Raw genomic sequence first — 20216 nt, 5'->3', positions numbered from 1 at the left:
CGCTTCGGCGGGTTTTTTGTTTTCTATAGCAGAAGCGGTAACGTGGCGCTTGCCGTTTGCTGGCTGACGTCACCGTAATGGCTGTCTACTGCAATAAGGGAAGTGGTTAACAGTTCAACCAGCAGCATCACGCCAACCTTGGCATTGAGCGCACCCGCGCTCAGCGGTCCCTCGGGTTTGGCTGCAACCAGCTGTAAATCGCTCAGGGAGGTCAGCGGGCTGCGGGGCGTATTGCTGAGCGCCAGTACCTTAACGCCCCGCTTGCGGGCGAGTTTCACCACGTGAAGCAGATCCCGTGTAGAGCCAGAACTTGAGATGGCCACCACCAGCGTCTCTTTCGAGAGCGTCGTCGCATTCATGGCGGCGCGATGCATATCGCTAAACAGCTGTGCAGGTTTGCCGAGTCGCAGCAGCTTGTAATGCAAATACTCTCCCAGGATCACGCTGGCCGCCACCCCGTAAATTTGCACTGACTGCGCCTGATGCAGGGCCAGTGTCGCCTGTTCAAGTTGGGCCCGGTCGAGGAGTTTTGCGGTATCTTGCAGCGCCTGGACAGACTCATCCACCACGTTATCTATTGCATCTCCTGCCTGACGCTCAGGCAAACCCTGCTGAATATCCAGCGCAAGCGCCATTTTAAATTCGTTATACCCCTTACAGCCCAGCGTGCGGCAAAGGCGTGTGACGCTGGCCTCGCTGGTGCCGCTTTCACGCGCCAGCTCGGTGATCGTCAGGTAGAGCACCCTGGCAGGATCGTTGAGAACAAACTCCCCCAGTTTTTGTTGCGTTGGGCTGTACCCGGAAGCCTCCTGGCGTAGCTTCAGCAGCAGGTTTTCATGGTCCGACATGCTAGATCCTTAATGCGTTTCTCTGCCAACTAGTGTGGCGGAAAGCGGGGGAGAGATGCCAGTCATTTCGAAAAAGTATGATCGGCGTCCTGGTTTTTGGTGGTAATTTTCACAATTGAAAATATATGTGGTAAAAATTTTCATCAACAACCAGGGGGATAAAAAATGATGCAAATGTTCAGCGGAGCGTCTTCCGGCGGATGGTTTGAAAAAGCGCAGCGCTTCGGCAAATCCTTTATGTTACCCATCGCCATACTGCCCGCAGCAGGTCTGTTGCTGGGGATCGGCGGGGCGCTATCGAATCCGAATACGCTTACCGCGTATCCATTTTTAGACGTTGGCTGGCTACAGGCCATCTTTACCATCATGAGCAGCGCAGGCTCGATTGTGTTTGCAAACCTGTCGGTACTGTTTGCTGTTGGGGTCGCCGTTGGGCTGGCGAAAAATGATAAAGGCACGGCAGGGCTGGCGGCGTTGCTCGCTTATCTGGTGATGAATGCCACTATCAATGCGCTGCTGATCCTGACCGGAAAACTGGCGCATGAGAACCCGGGCGCCGTAGGGCAGGGCATGACGCTGGGTATTCAGACGCTTGAAACGGGCGTGTTTGGTGGGGTAGTTATTGGGCTGGTGACCTGCGCGCTGCATCATCGATTTAATAAAATCGCGCTTCCGCAATTCCTGGGCTTTTTTGGCGGCTCACGCTTCGTTCCCATTATCAGCTCACTGGCGGCGATACTCGTCGGCGCGCTGATGACCGTGGTCTGGCCGCATTTTCAGAAGCTGATCTTTGGCCTCGGCGGGCTGGTGGATGCCACCGGCTATCTGGGGACTTTGCTGTACGGCTTCATCCTGCGCATGCTTGGCCCGTTTGGTTTGCACCACATCTTCTATCTTCCGTTCTGGACCACCGCGCTTGGCGGCAGTGAAATTGTTAACGGTCACCTGGTTGAGGGCACGCAGCGGATCTTCTTCGCCCAGCTCGCCGACCCGAACACGCAGCATTTCTATGAGGGCACGTCGCGCTTCATGTCCGGGCGCTTTATTACCATGATGTTTGGTCTGCTCGGCGCCTGCCTTGCGATGTACCACACGGCCAGGCCGGAGAACAAAAAGCGGGTTGCCGGGCTGCTGCTCTCTGCGGCGTTAACCTCATTCCTGACGGGAATTACCGAGCCCATAGAGTTCTCATTCCTGTTTATTGCCCCGGTGCTGTACGTCATTCATGCGCTGTTTGACGGGCTGGCGTTCATGCTCGCGCACATGCTGCACATCACCATCGGACAAACATTCTCCGGCGGGTTTATTGATTTCGTGCTGTTCGGCATTTTGCAGGGGGAAGCGAAAACTAACTGGATGTTCGTCCCGCTGGTGGGCGTACCGTGGTTCTTCCTTTACTACTGTACCTTCCGCTATCTGATCAAACGTTTTGATTTTGCCACGCCGGGCCGTGAAAAGGAGGCGTTGGCTGACGAGGCTACCCTGCCGCAAAGCGAGCGCGCCGCGGCGGTGATCGCCGGGCTGGGAGGAAAAGACAATCTGGATGACGTTGACTGCTGCGCCACGCGCCTTCGCGTCACGGTGAAAGACGGTAGCAAAGTCAATGAATCTGCACTGAAAGCGACCGGCGCGCGCGGCGTCATCGTGCGCGGTAACGGGGTTCAGGTCATCTATGGCCCGCACGTCACCATTATCAAAAACGAAGTGGAAGAGATCTTATCGTAATGAAAACTGTACTGGATAACCTGAAAGGAAAACTGGTCGTCTCCTGCCAGGCGCTGGAAAACGAACCGCTGCACAGCCCGTTTATTATGTCGCGAATGGCGCTGGCGGCGGCCCAGGGCGGTGCCGCTGCGATCCGCGCCAATAGCGTGGTGGATATCGAGGCTATCAAAGGGCTGGTCTCACTGCCGGTCATCGGCATCATCAAACGAGACTATCCGGACAGCGAGGTGTTCATCACCGCGACGCTCAAAGAAGTGGATGAGCTGATGGCGGTCGCCCCGGAGATCGTTGCGCTGGATGCGACCGCCCGGAAACGGCCCGGTGGCGTATCGCTGGACATGCTGATCGCGCAGATCCGCACCCGTTACCCTTCGCTGCTGCTGATGGCGGATATTGCCACCGTGCAGGAGGCCGTGACCGCGCAGGCGCTGGGGTTTGATTGTGTCGGAACCACCCTTTACGGTTATACGGCGGAGACCGCGGGCCATTCGCTACCGGAAAATGACTGCGCGTTTTTGAAAGAGGTGCTGTCTGCCGTCACGATCCCCGTGATTGCCGAAGGTAACGTGAATACCCCCGATCGCGCGGCCAGGTGTCTGGCGCTGGGGGCGCACACGGTTGTCGTCGGTGGGGCGATCACCCGACCGCAGCAAATTACGGAACGGTTTATGGCGGCAATTGGCGCGCAAAGCACCGATGGAGCATGATCATCTGACGGGGATCTGCGATACTTATCGTTTATCCCCTTAACAGAGTTGACTATGCAGTACCCGATTAACGAGATGTTCCAGACCCTTCAAGGCGAGGGTTACTTTACCGGCGTTCCCGCTATCTTTATTCGTTTACAGGGATGCCCGGTTGGCTGCGCCTGGTGTGATACCAAACATACGTGGGATAAGCTCGCAGATCGGGAAGTGTCGCTGTTCAGCATTCTGGCGAAAACCAAAGAGAGCGATAAATGGGGCGCGGGCAGCGCGGAAGATCTGCTTGCCATTATTGGTCGTCAGGGCTGGACGGCGCGGCACGTGGTGATCACCGGCGGGGAACCCTGCATTCATGATCTGATGCCGCTCACCGAACTGCTCGAAAAGAACGGCTATAGCTGTCAGATTGAAACCAGCGGTACCCATGAAGTGCGCTGCTCCCATTCAACGTGGGTCACGGTTTCACCGAAAGTGAATATGCGCGGCGGGTATGACGTACTATCGCAGGCGCTTGAGCGTGCTGATGAGATCAAACATCCGGTGGGGCGCGTGCGTGACATCGAAGCGCTGGACGAACTGCTGGCGACGCTGACGGACGAAAAGCAGCGCGTGATCGCGCTACAGCCTATCAGCCAGAAAGACGATGCAACCCGTCTGTGCATTGAAACCTGTATCGCCCGCAACTGGCGCCTGTCGATGCAGACGCACAAATATCTGAACATTGCCTGATACTTTTGTGGCCCCGCTTAACGCGGGGCTTTTGTTGTTGGCAGTAAAGCCCAGGTCACGACTGCCGACCCAAGGCAAATCGCACTGTTGAACAGCAAGGCATACTGCGCGGCACTGGCCGTTCCCATCGGCAGCCATAGGGCGTACAGCGATGCGGTGACCGCGATACCCATTGCGCCGCCCAGGGAACTGCCCATCTTATAGATCCCTGAAGCCACCCCCACTTTGTTTTCAGGGGCATTCATTACCGCCGTGTCCGTTGAGGGCGTGGCGTAACATCCGAGCCCCAGCCCAAATAAAATATTGCTCAGAAAAACGGTAACAATGTAGACCTCTTTGCTTAAGAAGGTGCATGAAATCAGCGAAATACCTGTTGCGGTCAGCAGCGGGCCGGTCATCATCGGCAGCCTGGCGCCATAGCGCTGAAGCAGTTTTTCACCCACCCGGATCATCGCCAGTACGGTAACCAGATACCCCAGCGTCATCATGCCTGTCTGTAGTGGTGACAGATGATGGCCCTGCTGCAACCAGATGCTGGCGATCATCATGGTGCCAATGCAGCCGTTGAGCAGGAAATTTGAGAATACCGAGGCGCTATAGGCCCGGTTTTTAAACAGGGCGAAATCGATCAGCGCCGCATCGCCTTTCCGTCGCCCGGTAACGACAAAACACATCAGTGCAATCACGGCTCCACACAGTACAAGAAGCGATAAACTGCTGCTCCAGCCCCAGCTGTGTCCTTTGCTAATAAACAGATTGAACAGCACCAGCATAAGGACAAAACTCACCAGGCCGCTGATATCCAGTTTGTGTCGACACGCATCAGGGCTGCGGCTTTCCGGGGTGGCGCGGATAAGCAATAGCGCGACCAGAGCCACCACCATCGACAAAATAAAAATCCAGCGCCAGCCCAGCGTGGTGGCGATGGCGCCTCCCACAAACGAGCTCAGGCCACTGCCGCCCCAGGAGCCGATAACCCAAAAGCTGATGGCCCGCTGGCGAGCTTTACCGTCATACCAGGTTTTAATCAGCGCCAGCGTGGCGGGCATGATGCAGGCCGCTGATAGCCCCTGTATCGCTCTTCCCAACAAAAACAGGACGGGCTCCCATGAAATGAACAGCAGACCACTCCCGATCATGCTCAGGATCAGGCCAATCATGGTCAGGCGCATGCGCCCAAACTTATCGGCAAACCCACCGCAGGCAACGACAAAACAGCCGCTGAACAATGCGCTCAGGCTGACGGCCAGCGTAAGGGTTTCGAGGGCAATATCGAGGCTATTCTGCATGGCCGGAACCACGTTGATAACCGACTGGGCAAACAGCCAGAATGTCAGAACGCTCATGACGATACCCGCCAGCAGCCGATCGTTACCGGCGTAGGCGGATGCGCCTGTCAGGGAAACGGTACTCATAGTGCAGCCCTCCCGGGAAGGTGCGAATCAGCGCAGATAGTGTTCGGTCAGTGCGGCCCACAGCGCCGCGCCGGTGAGGAGAATGTTGTCGTTAAAGTCGTAACCCGGGTTATGTACCATGCAGCGGTCCGGCTCATCGCCGGCGCCAAGGGTGAAATAGCATCCATTGGGATTTTTCTCGAGCATGAAAGCAAAGTCTTCGCTGCCCATAAACGCATTCACCTCCGCGACGGAATCCTGACCGAACAGATCGGTGGCGACGTTGCGCACCATCTCATTGGCTTGCGGATTGTTTTTCAGTACCGGGCTGCCGTTAATGTGTCGAATGGTGGCCGTCGCATTGAAACTTTCCGCCTGTGCAACGGCGATATCATGGATACGCTGTAGCACGGTTTGCCGCACGCGTTCATCCAGCGTGCGCACGGTAAGTTTCATCAATACTTTGTCGTTGATAATGTTGGGGGCGTGCCCGGCCTGAATGCTGCCTACGGTAACGACGGCTGGCTGGAAGGGGGTAATGTTGCGCGAAACAATCGACTGCAACGCGATAGTGATATGACAGGCAACCAGGGTGGCGTCAACGGTATGTTCTGGCACCGCGCCGTGACCACCCACGCCGTTAACCTCAATATGAAGGGTGTCGGAAGAGGCCATCATGGCGCCATCGCGCAGACCAATTTTTCCGAGGGGCTGTGACGGCATATTGTGTAGACCAAAGATGTGGTCGCAGGGGAACAGGTCAAACAAACCGTCCTCTACCATAACGCGTCCGCCATACAGAAGTTCTTCCGCGGGCTGAAAAATAAGGTGCAGCGTGCCGTTAAAATTGCGGGTGCGTGCCAGGTACTCCGCTGCATACAGGAGCGTTGTAGTGTGGCCGTCATGACCGCAGCCGTGAAATTTACCCTCAACGGTACTGCTCCACGCCTTGCCGTTGTTTTCCTGCATTGGCAGCGCATCCATATCGGCGCGCAGGCCCAGGCGTTTATGCCCGTTACCCACCTTCAGTGTGCCGACCACACCGGTTTTCGCCAGCCCGCGATGAACCTCATATCCCCATTCCTGAAGCAGCGCAGCAACGCGATCGCTCGTGTTGTGCTCCTCAAAACCAATTTCAGGATGCTGATGAAAATAGCGCCGTAATTCAGTGAACCGAGCTTCGTTGCCACGCAGAGCTTCGATAATTGGATGTGTCATTTTTGTTATCCTTTTTCTGCCAAACGATGATAATTTCGAGTCTATGACGATCGTACTGCCTGAAAATGCAATTTTTTGTTGTAAAGCGACGGCATTGTTTTGATTGTTTTTCATACAATTCAGTTATGACAAAAAAGAGCAGGTCATTATTTGTCTTTGATGAGGGGTAAGATGGCGCAACGGGGAGATGAATTTTGGATAGAGATTCAGGACATTCGCCACTGCGTGGAGGATGAAGGCGATACGCTAACGTTGCTCTGGGTGCTGGAAGGGCGGGCAGAGCTGAACACCGATGCGGGACGTGACATCCTGGAGGCCAATACCCTTGCCATCATAAACCGTCATCGGCGCTGGCAGTTCACGAGCGAAACGGCAAATGTCACCCTGCGCGTAACTCTTTCCGGGCGCTGGGTGGTCCAGCTCTGCAATGATTTTTTTGCCCATGATTATGCTGTACCGGCAGAAGCCGGAGGCGTCTGGCCCCAGTGCGATGCGCTTCGCGATCTGCTGCGCCAGCTTCTTGTGGTCACCCTCATCAACGACCCGCACCGCTACCGGCTGGAGGCGTACCGCTGGCTGAGCGAGATATTGCTGTTGCTGACCAGCCGCTTTCAACAGCCCGCCCGTATGCTGTCCCGGGAACTTTCCTCAGCGCACAGCAAACGCATCGCCCGGGTGATAGAGCGGATCAATGCCAGTTATACCCGCCGTATTACGCTTGCGGAAATCGCCGCGAGTGAATATGTTTCTGAAGCCTGGCTCTCTCGTCTCTTTCGCAAGGAGGTGGGTATCAGTTTCATGCAGTACATCACCCGCCTGCGGCTGGAAAAGGCGGCCGACGCTCTCCGGCTGACGAACCGACCGCTGCACCAGATTGCGCTTGAGCAGGGTTTCGCCAGCACGCGTATGATGAGCGATCGGTTCAGGCGTGTTCACAATATGTCTCCGGGTGAGTTTCGTAAGGCCCGACGCCAGCACCCGGAGGCGGCACGTATTCGGACGGACAGGCGTGAGCAGCGCTATCCGGTCGCCGTGGACAAGCTGTTTAGCCTGCTCAATGAACCGGTGGTGCGCGGTTGGGGAGCCTCGCCGCTCGTCGTTCACCCGCAGCAGGAGCAGAGACTGGATCTTGAGCAGCTCAATCCTCTTTCTGCCTCGCTGCGCCGTATGCGGGTGGTCATTACCCTGCGTGAGCTCGACGATTTGCTCCGTGAGGACGTTCGACAAAATCTGGAGGCGATAAATGAGGCCATTCCCATTGAGGGAATTGATATCGCCGAACCTTTTCTCAGCAGTCGTCTGTTTGCCACCGGGTGGGATGACCCCCAGATGGCGGGCTACGCCTGCTGGTACAATCTGCATCAGCTCTTCACCTGGCTGGCAAAAAAGCAGTGGACGGTGCTACTGCACACCGGCGTAACGACCCGCCGCGATCTTCTCACCCGCTTTTTACAACAGTCGGTTAATCATTTTGCGCCAGAGATCACCGCGGGCTGGCACTTCGTCATGCACTGGTCAACACAGGCGAGTGAGGAGACCCGGGAGCAGGTCTGGCTGGCCCAGCAAAAGGCAATACGAACTTATCTTCCGCAGGCAAAGTTTGGTTTATGGCACCGATTTGCCCCCGTCAGCGCGGGCGTAAGCGACGATACCCTGTTCAGTTCAGCCATCCTGATGCAGGCCGATTTTCTTGCCTGTTCTGCCGATGCCAATGAACTTCTCGATCCCGCGCAGCTGGAGGTAACCCCTCTCTCCTCAACGGAAAATTATCCGATACTGAAGGTCCGCCAGCTCCTCGCTGCCCTTCGCCTGCGAAAATGTTCGCTTCCCGTCTGGCTTCTCTCCTGGAATACCCTCACCGGCAACACGCGGGCGACAAACGGCTGGTTTTTCCGTGGGGCGCTGCTGATGCAGAACCTGCTCGGGCTTTCGGAGCAGGTCTGGCTGGCGGGATTCTGGCTCAATTCGGGTCTTCAGGGAGAAGCCCGTGCGAACAACACCATCGATACCTCAAGCCTTGCGCTACAGTATAACCATGGTCTGCCGCGTCCGGTTTATTGGGTACTCTGGCTCTGGCAACGTCTGCGGGGCGAGGTGCTGGTCAATGATAAGCGTGTCCTGCTTACGCGCCATCGCAATGGTTATCAGCTGTTGCTGCGTAATGTGGTGGTTTTTAATCCACTCCTATCCAGTGAAGAAGCCTTCATCCAGCGTTTTCGCCAGCAGTATCATTTACACCTGAAGGGAATGCGCGGTAAATGGCGAATTAAATGCCATCTGTTTGATCAGCACAACGGCGCGCTCTATCCGTTGCTTGAAGGGGTTGGTAGCGAAAGCGGCCCTGATGAAGAGATGTGGCGCTGGATAGCGCATAAAGCGCGTCCAACGCTTTCCGTACGCGATGAACGCCTTTATGACGGCTGGCAACTGAGTGAATCACTGGAGAGTAATGCGCTGGTGCTCTACGAGTTTACGCCGCTCGTGCCTCATGAGGCCGAAACGGAGGAGATTCACTCCCCGCGGTAGACGCAGCCTGCCGTGCAGGTCTCTTTGATCATCACCGCACTCAGCAGCGGCACCAGCGGTTTCATCTGATCCCAAATCCATTTCGCCAGCACCTCGCTGGTCGGGTTTTCAAGGCCCGGAATATCATTCAGATAGTAGTGATCGAGACGATCGTAGGTCGGCTTAAACGCGGCCTTCAGTTCGGCAAAGTCCATGATCCAGCCCGTATGGGGATCGACTTCACCGGTGATTTCAAGACGCACCATAAACGAGTGTCCATGCAGGCGGCCACATTTGTGCCCGGCAGGAACGTGTGGAAGGTGGTGTGCGGCTTCGAAGGTGAAATCTTTAAACAGTGTGGTGGACATCATAGCTCTCAGGAATGCGGAAAAAACCGCCGCATAGTACCGGAAAGCACAATTTTTATCATTAACTAAAACGGCTCTGAACTGTCGCCGCCTCGTATTCATGGTGTTTATCGACTTTTGTTGTTTTATTTCAGACAGTTGTTTAATCGCTTTTATCGTTAAGAACGATAACTAAAACAGGTTAGTCCATTTGGTTATTTATTATTTCCATCCCTTCTTTAATTGTTATTATCCCCGCCGTTAACCTTATCTTCAGTTTGGATTTATTCGCTTAAAGTCCGCTTTGCTACTGGAACATAACGACGCATGACAACACAGGCCCCACCTTCAAATTTGCTTCCCCTTAACCCGGAGCAACTGGCGCGCCTCCAGGCCGCGACTTCCGATTTTTCACCCACCCAGCTCGCCTGGGTCTCCGGCTATTTCTGGGGAATGCTGAACCAGCAGCCGGGTGCTGTGGCTGGCGTCCCGCCAACGGCCGTTGAAATTCCTGCCATCACGCTTATCTCCGCTTCGCAAACGGGTAATGCCCGTCGTGTGGCCGAAGCGCTGCGTGATGACCTGCTCGCCGCGAAGCTGAACGTTAACCTGGTCAACGCCGGGGATTATAAATTCAAACAGATCGCGTCAGAAAAACTGCTGGTGGTGGTGGCGTCAACGCAGGGCGAAGGCGAGCCTGCGGAAGAAGCCGTCGCGCTGCATAAGTTCCTGTTCTCGAAAAAAGCGCCAAAGCTCGAGGGCACCGCCTTTGCCGTCTTCGGCCTCGGTGATACGTCCTATGAATTTTTCTGCCAGTCCGGTAAAGATTTCGACAGCAAGCTGGCGGAGCTGGGCGCAGAGCGCCTGCTGGATCGCGTAGACGCTGATGTCGAATACCAGGCCGCCGCCGCCGAATGGCGGGCGCGCATCGTTGAGGTGCTGAAGGCCCGCGTCCCGAAAGAGACGCCAGCGCAGGCCGCCGTTACCGCAGCGGGCACCGTCAACGAAATCCACACCAGCCCTTACACGAAAGAGGCGCCGCTGACGGCGAGCCTGTCGGTAAACCAGAAAATCACGGGCCGTGATTCGGAAAAAGACGTGCGCCATATCGAAATCGATCTCGGTGACTCCGGCCTGCGTTATCAGCCTGGCGATGCGCTGGGCGTCTGGTATCAGAACGATCCGGCGCTGGTGAAAGAGCTGGTCGAACTGCTGTGGCTGAAAGGCACGGAGCCGGTCCAGGTGGAGGGTAAAACCTTACCGCTCTCTGAGGCGCTTCAGTGGCATTTCGAGCTGACGGTGAACACCGCCAACATCGTTGAAAACTACGCCACCTTAACCCGCAGCGAATCGCTCCTTCCGCTGGTCGGGGATAAGGCGAAGTTACAGCAATACGCGGCGACAACGCCGATTGTCGATATGGTGCGTTTCTCACCGGCACAGCTGGATGCCGACGCGCTGATCGGCCTGCTGCGTCCACTGACGCCGCGTCTTTACTCCATCGCCTCCTCACAGGCGGAAGTGGAAAACGAAGTCCACATCACCGTTGGCGTGGTGCGTTACGACATCGAAGGCCGCGCGCGGGCGGGCGGGGCCTCGGGCTTCCTGGCCGACCGCGTGGAAGAAGAGGGCGAGGTGCGCGTCTTTATCGAGCACAACGACAACTTCCGTCTGCCGGCGAACCCGGAAACGCCGGTGATCATGATTGGCCCGGGCACCGGCATCGCACCGTTCCGCGCCTTTATGCAGCAGCGTGCAGCGGACGAGGCACCGGGTAAAAACTGGCTGTTCTTCGGCAACCCGCATTTTACCGAGGATTTCCTCTACCAGGTTGAATGGCAGCGCTACGTCAAAGAGGGCGTGCTGACCCGCATCGATCTGGCCTGGTCTCGTGACCAGAAAGAAAAAGTATACGTACAAGACAAACTGCGCGAACAGGGCGCAGAGCTGTGGCGCTGGATCAATGACGGTGCCCACATTTATGTCTGCGGCGACGCCAATCGCATGGCGAAAGACGTTGAGCAGGCACTGCTGGAAGTGATTGCCGAATTCGGCGGTATGGATGCCGAAACGGCGGATGAATTTTTAAGTGAGCTGCGCGTAGAGCGCCGTTATCAGCGAGATGTCTACTAATGAGCGAAAAACATCCTGGCCCACTGGTGGTCGAAGGCAAACTGTCTGATGCCGAGCGCATGAAGGTAGAGAGCAACTACCTGCGCGGTACCATTGCCGAAGATTTAAATGACGGCCTGACCGGCGGTTTCAAAGGCGACAACTTCCTGCTGATCCGTTTCCACGGTATGTACCAGCAGGACGACCGCGATATCCGCGCCGAACGTGCCGAGCAGAAGCTGGAGCCGCGTCACGCGATGCTGCTGCGCTGTCGTCTGCCGGGTGGCATCATCACCACCAAACAGTGGCAGGCGATCGACAAGTTTGCCCATGACAACACGATTTACGGCAGCATTCGTCTGACCAACCGTCAGACCTTCCAGTTCCACGGCATTCTGAAGAAGAACGTCAAGCCGGTTCACCAGATGCTGCACTCCGTGGGTCTGGACGCGCTGGCGACCGCCAACGACATGAACCGTAACGTGCTCTGCACCTCGAATCCGTACGAGTCCGAACTGCACGCCGAAGCGTACGAGTGGGCGAAAAAAATCTCCGAACATCTGCTGCCACGCACGCGTGCCTATGCGGAGATCTGGCTCGATCAGGAGAAAGTCGCCACCACCGATGAAGAGCCGATCCTCGGTCAGACCTACCTGCCGCGTAAGTTCAAAACCACGGTGGTGATCCCGCCGCAGAACGATATCGACCTGCACGCCAACGACATGAACTTCGTGGCGATTGCCGAAAACGGCAAGCTGGTCGGCTTTAACCTGCTGGTGGGCGGCGGTTTGTCCATTGAGCATGGGAACAAGAAAACCTACGCCCGCACCGCGAGCGAGTTCGGCTTCCTGCCGCTGGAGCACACGCTGGCAGTGGCTGAGGCGGTGGTTACTACCCAGCGCGACTGGGGTAACCGTACCGATCGTAAAAACGCGAAAACCAAATACACTCTGGAGCGCGTAGGCGTCGAGACGTTCAAAGAAGAAGTGGAGCGTCGCGCGGGCATCAAGTTTGAGCCGATCCGCCCTTACGAATTTACCGGTCGCGGCGATCGCATCGGCTGGGTTAAAGGTATCGATAATAAATGGCACCTGACGCTGTTTATCGAAAACGGCCGTATTCTTGATTATCCGGGCCGTCCGCTGAAAACCGGCCTGCTGGAAATCGCGAAGATCCACAAAGGCGAGTTCCGTATCACCGCTAACCAGAACCTGATCGTCGCCAGCGTGCCGGAAAGCGAAAAGGCGAGAATTGAAGAGCTGGCCCGCGAGCACGGGTTGATGAATGCGGTGAGCGCGCAGCGTGAAAACTCGATGGCCTGCGTGTCGTTCCCGACCTGTCCGCTGGCGATGGCCGAAGCCGAGCGTTTCCTGCCGTCCTTCACTGATAAAGTGGAAGCGATTCTGGAAAAACATGGTATTCCGGACGAGCATATTGTTATGCGCGTGACGGGCTGCCCGAACGGCTGCGGTCGCGCGATGCTGGCCGAACTCGGTCTGGTAGGGAAAGCGCCGGGTCGCTATAACCTGCACCTGGGCGGTAACCGTATCGGGACGCGTATTCCGCGTATGTTCCGCGAGAACATCACCGAGCCGGAAATTCTCGATTCCCTCGACGTGCTTATCGGACGCTGGGCGAAAGAGCGCGAAGCGGGTGAAGGCTTCGGCGACTTTACGGTACGTGCGGGCATCATTCGCCCGGTGCTCGATCCCGCAAGGGATTTCTGGGAGTAACCACGAGAGGTATTTATGTCCGTACTCGATCTAAACGCGCTTAACGCATTGCCAAAAGTCGAACGCATTCTGGCACTCGCAGAAACTAACGCCCAACTGGAAAAGCTGGACGCCGAAGGGCGCGTGGCGTGGGCGCTGGAAAACCTGCCGGGAGACTATGTGCTTTCGTCGAGCTTTGGCATTCAGGCGGCGGTCAGTCTGCATCTGGTGAATCAGATCCGTCCGGACATTCCGGTGATCCTCACCGATACCGGCTATCTGTTCCCGGAGACCTATCAGTTTATCGACGAGCTGACGGATAAGCTCAGGCTGAACCTGAAAGTCTACCGTGCGACGGAAAGCGCGGCCTGGCAGGAGGCGCGTTACGGCAAGCTGTGGGAGCAGGGCGTTGAGGGCATTGAGAAATACAATGAGATCAACAAGGTCGAGCCGATGAACCGGGCGCTAAAAGAACTGAACGCTCAGACCTGGTTTGCGGGCCTGCGCCGCGAGCAGTCCGGGAGCCGGGCAACGCTGCCGGTGCTGGCGGTGCAGCGCGGCGTGTTCAAAGTGCTGCCGATCATCGACTGGGATAACCGCACGGTGTACCAGTATCTGCAAAAGCACGGGCTGAAGTACCATCCGCTGTGGGATCAAGGCTACCTGTCGGTAGGCGACACCCACACCACGCGTAAATGGGAACCGGGAATGGCGGAAGAAGAGACGCGATTCTTCGGGCTGAAGCGCGAGTGCGGGCTGCACGAAGGGTAATGTTTTTTCGCCCGGTGGCGCTGCGCTTACCGGGCCTACAACGGCTTAATTCTCCCTCTCCCCGTGGGTAGAGGGTTCCCCAGTAATTTGAAAGCAAAAGCGATAACGTTGCCTCAGAATAACTGAGGGCTTTCAGCGATGCCTCGGTCCGGCTGTAAATCGCTGAGGCGTTTCCTGTAGGCCGGGGCGAGGCGCAGAGATGCGCCGAGAGGGCGGGCTTTACAGGGATGTTACCTCCGCCCGTCCCCGATAAGCCGGAAGGAATGAGCCGAAGGCACCGCGAAGCGGCGATTTTCCGCCGGAAGCCCGGGTCGCCAGGGTGGTGGCGACTGAGCCACCCTGGCACGTTCACCGGTCATGTCGTGACAGAGTAGCAAGGAACATAAAGTGAACGGAATGACCACCAGAGCCGTATGTTCCCCCTCACCCCAGCCCTCTCCCTCAAGGGAGAGGGGGCCGTCTGTGCAGGCATTATTTTGTGGGGAACCCTCAGCCCCGTGGGGGTGGGGTGAGGGCGTCAGGCCGCACTATGCTTAACGGCCTCAGGCTTTCCCCGCTTTCGCCAGCTCCTTCACCAGCGGCAGCATCACTTTCACGACATCCCGGCTGCGGTGCTCAATCCGCTGCGGCAGCGCTTTATCAATGTGCTGCTGATTATCCAGCCGCACATCATGCCAGCTGGTCCCGTCCGGGAACGCTTTCGATTTGCTGCGCTGCTGATAGCCATCTTTTTTGCCCAGCGCCCAGTTCGTCGCCTCGACGTACAGCACCGGAATGCCCGCCTTATCAAACACTTCACCGTCATTACAGCAGCCTGTGCCTTTAGGATACTCCGGGTTACCGCCCGGATTTGTCGCGGCATAGACGCCATGCGTGCGGGCAAGCGCCAGCGCGCGGTCGCGGGTGAGTTTACGTACGCTGCTCGGCGTGCTCTGTCCGCTATTAAAATAGAGCTTATCCCCCACAATCAGATTATCGAGGTTAATCACCAGCAACGTATTTTTCTTCTCCTCAGCGCTCATGCGCTTAAGGAGATTCTCAGCGCCGAGTTTTCCTTCTTCTTCGCCGCTGGTCGCAACAAAGCGAATGCTGTATTTCGTCGGAATATTCTTCAGGCGTTCGGCCAGCTCAAGCATCACGCCCAGACCCGCCGCATTATCATCCAGTCCCTGAAGCGTCAGCCCGCCGAGATTATTATCGACATCGGCATCGCTCAACGGCGTGTAGGTATTAAGGTGCGCCATAATAATAATCTGCTCAGCCGCCTTTCCTTCGTGCGCCGCAATAACCGTGCTGCCAGTTACGTTATGCCAGTTTTGCGTTTTATTGCGAGTGGTATAGATGTAGCGGCTGTGGAAAGCGCGAATGTCGCTTTCATAGCCCATATCCGCAAACTGCTGACGAATATAGTCTGCCGAGAGCATCTCGGCTGGGGTTCCGGTCATACGGCCCGGAAAGACCGTCGCAATATGCCGCGCCTGCATACTGGCTATTTCACCGTAAGATGGATTTTTTGCCTGAGCCGGAAGGATAAAGCAAACGCCGAGCGCCAGGGCAACGAATCGGTGGCGCATTGCGGAAAACATAGTGAGTCCTTAAAAACAGAGCAAAATTTTAACCCGCATAGTATGAAACTGTGATCGGGTAGACACAATTTGAATTGCTCTTAAATGCCCGAAATTTCGCGTGTTAAGCACTTTTTGATATTTGCTTTTCCACGGCGTTATTCCATTGAGTAACTACTCATTCCAATTCGTAATTTCATTCGATCTAAGCCGCCCCCTATAGTCCCTTTATTCATGGTTGTTAGTGAGTTGTTGCCTGTGGACTATCTCCCCCTTTTTGCTGCCTTAAAAGACCGACCGGTATTGGTTGTCGGGACGGGTGAAATTGCCGATCGCAAAATCGCCTTCCTGCAACGCGCCGGGGCGCAGGTGCAGATCGTTGCAGAGGCGGATTTTGCAGAGTCTCAGATTGACAGCGTGGTACTGGTGATTGCGGCAACCGAAGATCGGGCGCTCAACAGCCGAATCTCCGACGCAGCCCAGGCCCGTCACCGCCTGGTGAACGTGGTAGACGACCAGCCGTTATGTTCATTTATCTTCCCGTCGATTGTCGACCGCTCGCCGCTGCTGGTGGCGATCTCCTCCGGCGGCACCGCCCCGGTGCTGGCGCGCGTGCTGAGAGAAAAAATCGAAGCGCTGCTGCCGACCAGCCTCGGACGCATGGCGGAGAAGGCCAGCTACTGGCGCAACCATCTGAAAACGCGTCTGACCAGCGTGACGGAACGCCGTCGCTTCTGGGAGCGTGTGTTTCGCGGCCGTTTTGCCAGCCTGATGCAGGCCGGTAACGAGACGGCGGCGCAACAAATCCTCGAAGACGAACTGGATAACCCCGGCAGTACGGGCGGGGAGATCATTCTGGTGGGCGCCGGGCCGGGCGATGCCGGGCTGCTCACGCTGCGTGGCCTCCAGGTTCTTCAGGATGCGGATGTCGTGTTCTACGACCACCTGGTCACCGACGGTATTCGCGAGCTGATCCGCCGTGACGCGGAGCAAATCTGCGTCGGCAAACGTGCCGGCGAGCACTCCGTGCCGCAGCACGACACCAATCAAATGCTGATTGCCGCTGCGAAAGCGGGCAAAACCGTGGTGCGCCTGAAAGGGGGCGATCCGTTTATCTTCGGTCGTGGTGGCGAGGAGTTGCAGGCGGCAGCCGAAGCGGGCGTCCCGTTCCAGGTGGTTCCCGGCATTACGGCGGCGTCTGCCGTCACGGCCTACGCCGGTATTCCGCTGACCCATCGCGATTACGCCCAGAGCGTGACCTTTGTGACCGGGCACTATAAAGCCGACAGCACGCCGTTTGACTGGTCGCATCTCGCCCAGAGCCGACAAACGCTGGCGATTTATATGGGCACGATGAAAGCGGCTGACATCAGCGAACAGCTTATTCAGCACGGTCGCGATGCGACGACGCCGGTAGCGGTGATCTCCCGCGGGACACGCGTCGATCAGCATGTCGCCATCGGCACCTTACAAGACCTTGCAACCCTGGCGAAAGACGCCCCAATGCCCGCCCTGATTGTGGTGGGAGAAGTGGTGCAGCTGCACAGCACGCTCGCCTGGTTCCAACACACAACCGACACAGAAGGCTTTGGCGCTTCTGTTATAAATTTGGCTTAAGGAACGGTTATGGACCAAAAACGACTTACTCACCTGCGGCAGCTCGAAGCGGAAAGTATCCACATTATCCGCGAAGTGGCCGCCGAGTTTTCTAACCCGGTGATGATGTACTCCATCGGTAAAGATTCCAGCGTCATGCTGCACCTGGCGCGTAAAGCGTTTTATCCGGGTACGCTGCCGTTCCCGCTGCTGCACGTGGATACCGGCTGGAAATTCCGCGAGATGTACGAGTTTCGTGACCGTACCGCCAAAGCCTACGGCTGCGAGCTGCTGGTGCACAAAAACCCGGAAGGGGTGGCGATGGGTATCAACCCGTTCGTGCACGGCAGCGCCAAGCATACCGACATCATGAAAACCGAAGGGCTGAAGCAGGCGCTGAATAAATACGGTTTTGATGCGGCCTTCGGCGGCGCGCGCCGTGACGAAGAGAAATCCCGCGCCAAAGAGCGTATCTACTCTTTCCGCGACCGCTTCCACCGCTGGGACCCGAAAAACCAGCGTCCGGAGCTGTGGCACAACTACAACGGCCAGATCAACAAGGGCGAAAGTATTCGCGTCTTCCCGCTCTCCAACTGGACCGAGCTGGATATCTGGCAGTACATCTATCTGGAAAATATTGAGATCGTTCCGCTGTATCTGGCGGCCGAGCGCCCGGTGCTGGAGCGCGACGGCATGCTGATGATGATCGACGACGATCGCATTGATTTACAGCCGGGCGAAGTGATCAAAAAACAGATGGTCCGTTTCCGTACTCTCGGCTGCTGGCCGTTGACCGGCGCGGTGGAATCCAGTGCGCAGACGTTGCCGGAGATCATCGAGGAGATGCTGGTGTCGACCACCAGTGAGCGACAGGGCCGCGTGATTGACCGCGACCAGGCAGGCTCCATGGAGCTGAAGAAACGTCAGGGTTATTTCTAAGGAGCCGCCATGAATACGACTATTGCCCAACAAATTGCCGATGAAGGCGGCGTAGAAGCTTATCTGCACGCCCAACAGTACAAAAGCCTGCTGCGTTTCCTGACCTGCGGCAGCGTGGATGACGGGAAAAGTACCCTGATTGGTCGTCTGCTGCACGACACGCGCCAGATCTACGAAGATCAGCTCTCTTCCCTGCACAATGACAGCAAACGCCACGGCACCCAGGGCGAAAAACTCGACCTGGCGCTGCTGGTGGACGGCTTGCAGGCGGAGCGCGAGCAGGGCATTACCATTGATGTCGCCTATCGCTACTTCTCTACCGAAAAGCGCAAATTTATTATCGCCGACACCCCGGGGCACGAGCAGTACACCCGTAACATGGCGACCGGCGCGTCCACCTGTGACCTGGCGATCCTGCTGATCGACGCCCGTAAAGGTGTGCTGGATCAGACTCGTCGTCACAGCTTTATCTCTACGCTGCTGGGGATCAAACACCTGGTGGTGGCAGTAAACAAAATGGATCTGGTGGACTACAGCGAAGCGCGATTCGACGAGATCCGTCAAAGCTACCTGACCTTTGCTGAACAGCTGCCGGGCAACCTCGATATTCGCTTTGTGCCGCTGTCGGCGCTGGAAGGGGATAACGTCGCCTCTCAGAGCGGGAACATGCCGTGGTACAGCGGCCCGACGCTGCTGGAAGTGCTGGAAACCGTTGAAATTCAGCGCGTGGTTGATACCCAGCCGATGCGCTTCCCGGTGCAGTACGTGAACCGTCCGAACCTCGATTTCCGCGGCTTCTCGGGCACCATTGCGTCCGGCGCGGTGAAGGTGGGCCAGCGCGTGAAGGTGCTGCCGTCCGGTGTGGAATCGGCCATTGCCCGAATCGTCACCTTTGATGGCGATCTGGACGAAGCCGGAGCAGGTGAAGCGGTAACCCTGGTACTGAAAGACGAAATTGATATCAGCCGCGGCGACCTTCTGGTCGACGCGCAGGAAACGCTGGCGGCGGTGCAGGGCGCATCCGTGGACGTGGTGTGGATGGCGGAACAGCCGCTGACCGCAGGCCAGAGCTATGACATTAAAATCGCCGGCAAGAAAACCCGCGCCCGCGTGGACGGCATTCAGTTCCAGGTGGACATCAACAACCTGACCCACCGTGACGTGAGCGAGCTGCCGCTGAACGGCATCGGTCTGGTGGATATGACCTTCGACGAGCCGCTGGTGCTGGATCCGTATCAGCAGAATCCTGTTACGGGCGGGCTCATCTTCATTGACCGCCTGACGAACGTTACCGTCGGTGCCGGCATGGTGCGCGAGCCTGACGCGCAGGCGAGCGTGACGTCTGAGTTCAGCGCCTTCGAGCTGGAACTGAACGCGCTGGTGCGTAAGCACTTCCCGCACTGGGGCGCACGCGATCTGCTGGGAGGCAAGTGATGGCCACCCATGATGAGAACGTCGTCTGGCATCCTCATCCGGTCACCGTCGCCCAGCGCGAACAGCTCCATGGTCACCGTGGGGTTGTGCTGTGGTTTACCGGGCTGTCTGGCTCCGGTAAATCCACGGTGGCAGGCGCACTGGAAGAGGCGCTGCATCAGCAGGGGGTGAGCACCTACCTGCTGGACGGCGACAACGTGCGTCACGGCCTGTGCAGCGATTTAGGGTTCAGCGATGAAGATCGTAAAGAGAACATTCGTCGGGTGGGGGAAGTCGCCAGCCTGATGGCGGATGCCGGGCTGGTGGTGCTGACGGCGTTTATCTCACCGCACCGCGCCGAACGTCAGATGGTGCGTGAGCGCGTGGGGCAGAATCGCTTTATTGAAGTGTTTGTGGATACCCCGCTGGCAATCTGCGAAGCGCGCGATCCTAAAGGGCTTTACAAAAAAGCCCGCGCGGGAGAGCTGCGAAACTTCACCGGCATTGACTCCGTTTACGAAGCGCCTGAATCCCCTGAGATTCATCTGGAAGGTCAACAATTGGTAACAAATTTAGTAAGCCAATTATTAGACCTGCTCAGACGGGACGATATTATCAGATCCTGAGACGGTATCGTT

General features: G+C 57.0%; 16 protein-coding genes. 11 read left to right on the top strand and 5 right to left on the bottom strand.

Features of this window, described 5'->3' with window-relative positions; genetic code table 11:
- Positions 1 to 23: 23 nt before the first annotated feature.
- On the bottom strand, positions 24 to 848 hold the full coding sequence (locus ACOTX1_RS06285) for a MurR/RpiR family transcriptional regulator (RefSeq protein WP_023314749.1): 825 nt from the start codon (positions 846 to 848) through the stop codon (positions 24 to 26).
- Between the two features lie 165 nt (positions 849 to 1013).
- Here ACOTX1_RS06285 and ACOTX1_RS06280 point away from each other — a divergent pair, with 165 nt between their 5' ends.
- Genes ACOTX1_RS06280 through queE form a run of 3 tightly spaced genes read left to right on the top strand, consistent with a single transcriptional unit; the run spans position 1014 to position 4006 of the window.
- Positions 1014 to 2573: a maltose/glucose-specific PTS transporter subunit IIC gene (locus ACOTX1_RS06280; RefSeq protein WP_017382825.1), complete on the top strand. Its 1560-nt coding sequence runs from the start codon at positions 1014 to 1016 to the stop codon at positions 2571 to 2573.
- Positions 2573 to 3280, top strand: a complete 708-nt coding sequence (locus ACOTX1_RS06275) for an N-acetylmannosamine-6-phosphate 2-epimerase (protein WP_023314748.1) — start codon at positions 2573 to 2575, stop codon at positions 3278 to 3280. The genes ACOTX1_RS06280 and ACOTX1_RS06275 overlap by 1 nt, the downstream gene beginning before the upstream one ends.
- A gap of 54 nt (positions 3281 to 3334) precedes the next feature.
- Positions 3335 to 4006 (top strand): 7-carboxy-7-deazaguanine synthase QueE, encoded by a 672-nt coding sequence (gene queE / locus ACOTX1_RS06270; RefSeq protein WP_006811780.1) that lies wholly within the window; start codon positions 3335 to 3337, stop codon positions 4004 to 4006.
- Between the two features lie 17 nt (positions 4007 to 4023).
- On the opposite strand, the gene ACOTX1_RS06265 is transcribed toward queE, so the two are convergent.
- Together ACOTX1_RS06265 and ACOTX1_RS06260 are read right to left on the bottom strand one after the other, a co-directional pair.
- Positions 4024 to 5421, bottom strand: a complete 1398-nt coding sequence (locus ACOTX1_RS06265; protein WP_023314747.1) for an MFS transporter — start codon at positions 5419 to 5421, stop codon at positions 4024 to 4026.
- A 27-nt stretch (positions 5422 to 5448) separates the two neighbouring features.
- On the bottom strand, positions 5449 to 6618 hold the full coding sequence (locus tag ACOTX1_RS06260) for a M20 aminoacylase family protein (protein WP_023314746.1): 1170 nt from the start codon (positions 6616 to 6618) through the stop codon (positions 5449 to 5451).
- 171 nt (positions 6619 to 6789) lie between these two features.
- On the opposite strand from ACOTX1_RS06260, the gene ACOTX1_RS06255 reads away from it, so the two are divergent.
- A complete protein-coding gene (locus ACOTX1_RS06255) occupies positions 6790 to 9144 on the top strand; it encodes a helix-turn-helix domain-containing protein (RefSeq protein ID WP_059288121.1) in 2355 nt (784 codons plus the stop codon).
- Here the strand turns inward: ACOTX1_RS06255 and queD are convergent.
- A complete protein-coding gene (gene queD, locus ACOTX1_RS06250; RefSeq protein ID WP_006811776.1) occupies positions 9129 to 9494 on the bottom strand; it encodes a 6-carboxytetrahydropterin synthase QueD in 366 nt (121 codons plus the stop codon). The genes ACOTX1_RS06255 and queD overlap by 16 nt on opposite strands.
- Before the next feature lie 303 nt (positions 9495 to 9797).
- On the opposite strand from queD, the gene cysJ reads away from it, so the two are divergent.
- Genes cysJ through cysH form a run of 3 tightly spaced genes read left to right on the top strand, consistent with a single transcriptional unit; the run spans position 9798 to position 14065 of the window.
- Positions 9798 to 11603, top strand: coding sequence for an NADPH-dependent assimilatory sulfite reductase flavoprotein subunit (gene cysJ, locus ACOTX1_RS06245; protein WP_023314744.1), 1806 nt, complete (start codon positions 9798 to 9800; stop codon positions 11601 to 11603).
- Positions 11603 to 13315, top strand: a complete 1713-nt coding sequence (gene cysI, locus ACOTX1_RS06240; protein WP_003862696.1) for an assimilatory sulfite reductase (NADPH) hemoprotein subunit — start codon at positions 11603 to 11605, stop codon at positions 13313 to 13315. The genes cysJ and cysI overlap by 1 nt, the downstream gene beginning before the upstream one ends.
- A gap of 15 nt (positions 13316 to 13330) precedes the next feature.
- Positions 13331 to 14065, top strand: coding sequence for a phosphoadenosine phosphosulfate reductase (cysH, locus tag ACOTX1_RS06235; protein ID WP_003862694.1), 735 nt, complete (start codon positions 13331 to 13333; stop codon positions 14063 to 14065).
- A 542-nt stretch (positions 14066 to 14607) separates the two neighbouring features.
- Here the strand turns inward: cysH and ACOTX1_RS06230 are convergent.
- On the bottom strand, positions 14608 to 15651 hold the full coding sequence (locus ACOTX1_RS06230) for an aminopeptidase (RefSeq protein WP_059288120.1): 1044 nt from the start codon (positions 15649 to 15651) through the stop codon (positions 14608 to 14610).
- Between the two features lie 237 nt (positions 15652 to 15888).
- Here ACOTX1_RS06230 and cysG point away from each other — a divergent pair, with 237 nt between their 5' ends.
- The 4 genes from cysG to cysC are packed head-to-tail and all read left to right on the top strand — an operon-like array spanning position 15889 to position 20204.
- Entirely contained in the window at positions 15889 to 17247 is a 1359-nt protein-coding gene (cysG, locus tag ACOTX1_RS06225; protein WP_032634247.1) for a siroheme synthase CysG, read from the top strand.
- 9 nt (positions 17248 to 17256) lie between these two features.
- Positions 17257 to 18165: a sulfate adenylyltransferase subunit CysD gene (gene cysD / locus ACOTX1_RS06220; RefSeq protein ID WP_006811770.1), complete on the top strand. Its 909-nt coding sequence runs from the start codon at positions 17257 to 17259 to the stop codon at positions 18163 to 18165.
- Positions 18166 to 18174: 9 nt separating this feature from the next.
- Positions 18175 to 19599, top strand: coding sequence for a sulfate adenylyltransferase subunit CysN (cysN, locus tag ACOTX1_RS06215; RefSeq protein ID WP_023314741.1), 1425 nt, complete (start codon positions 18175 to 18177; stop codon positions 19597 to 19599).
- Complete coding sequence (cysC, locus tag ACOTX1_RS06210) at positions 19599 to 20204, top strand: adenylyl-sulfate kinase (RefSeq protein WP_023314740.1); 606 nt, start codon at positions 19599 to 19601, stop codon at positions 20202 to 20204. The genes cysN and cysC overlap by 1 nt, the downstream gene beginning before the upstream one ends.
- Positions 20205 to 20216: the final 12 nt, after the last annotated feature.

Source organism: Enterobacter cloacae complex sp. IR5401, assembly GCF_049238425.1.
Taxonomy (GTDB): Bacteria; Pseudomonadota; Gammaproteobacteria; order Enterobacterales; family Enterobacteriaceae; genus Enterobacter; species Enterobacter hormaechei_C.
This window is presented reverse-complemented; position numbering and strand designations above follow the sequence as displayed.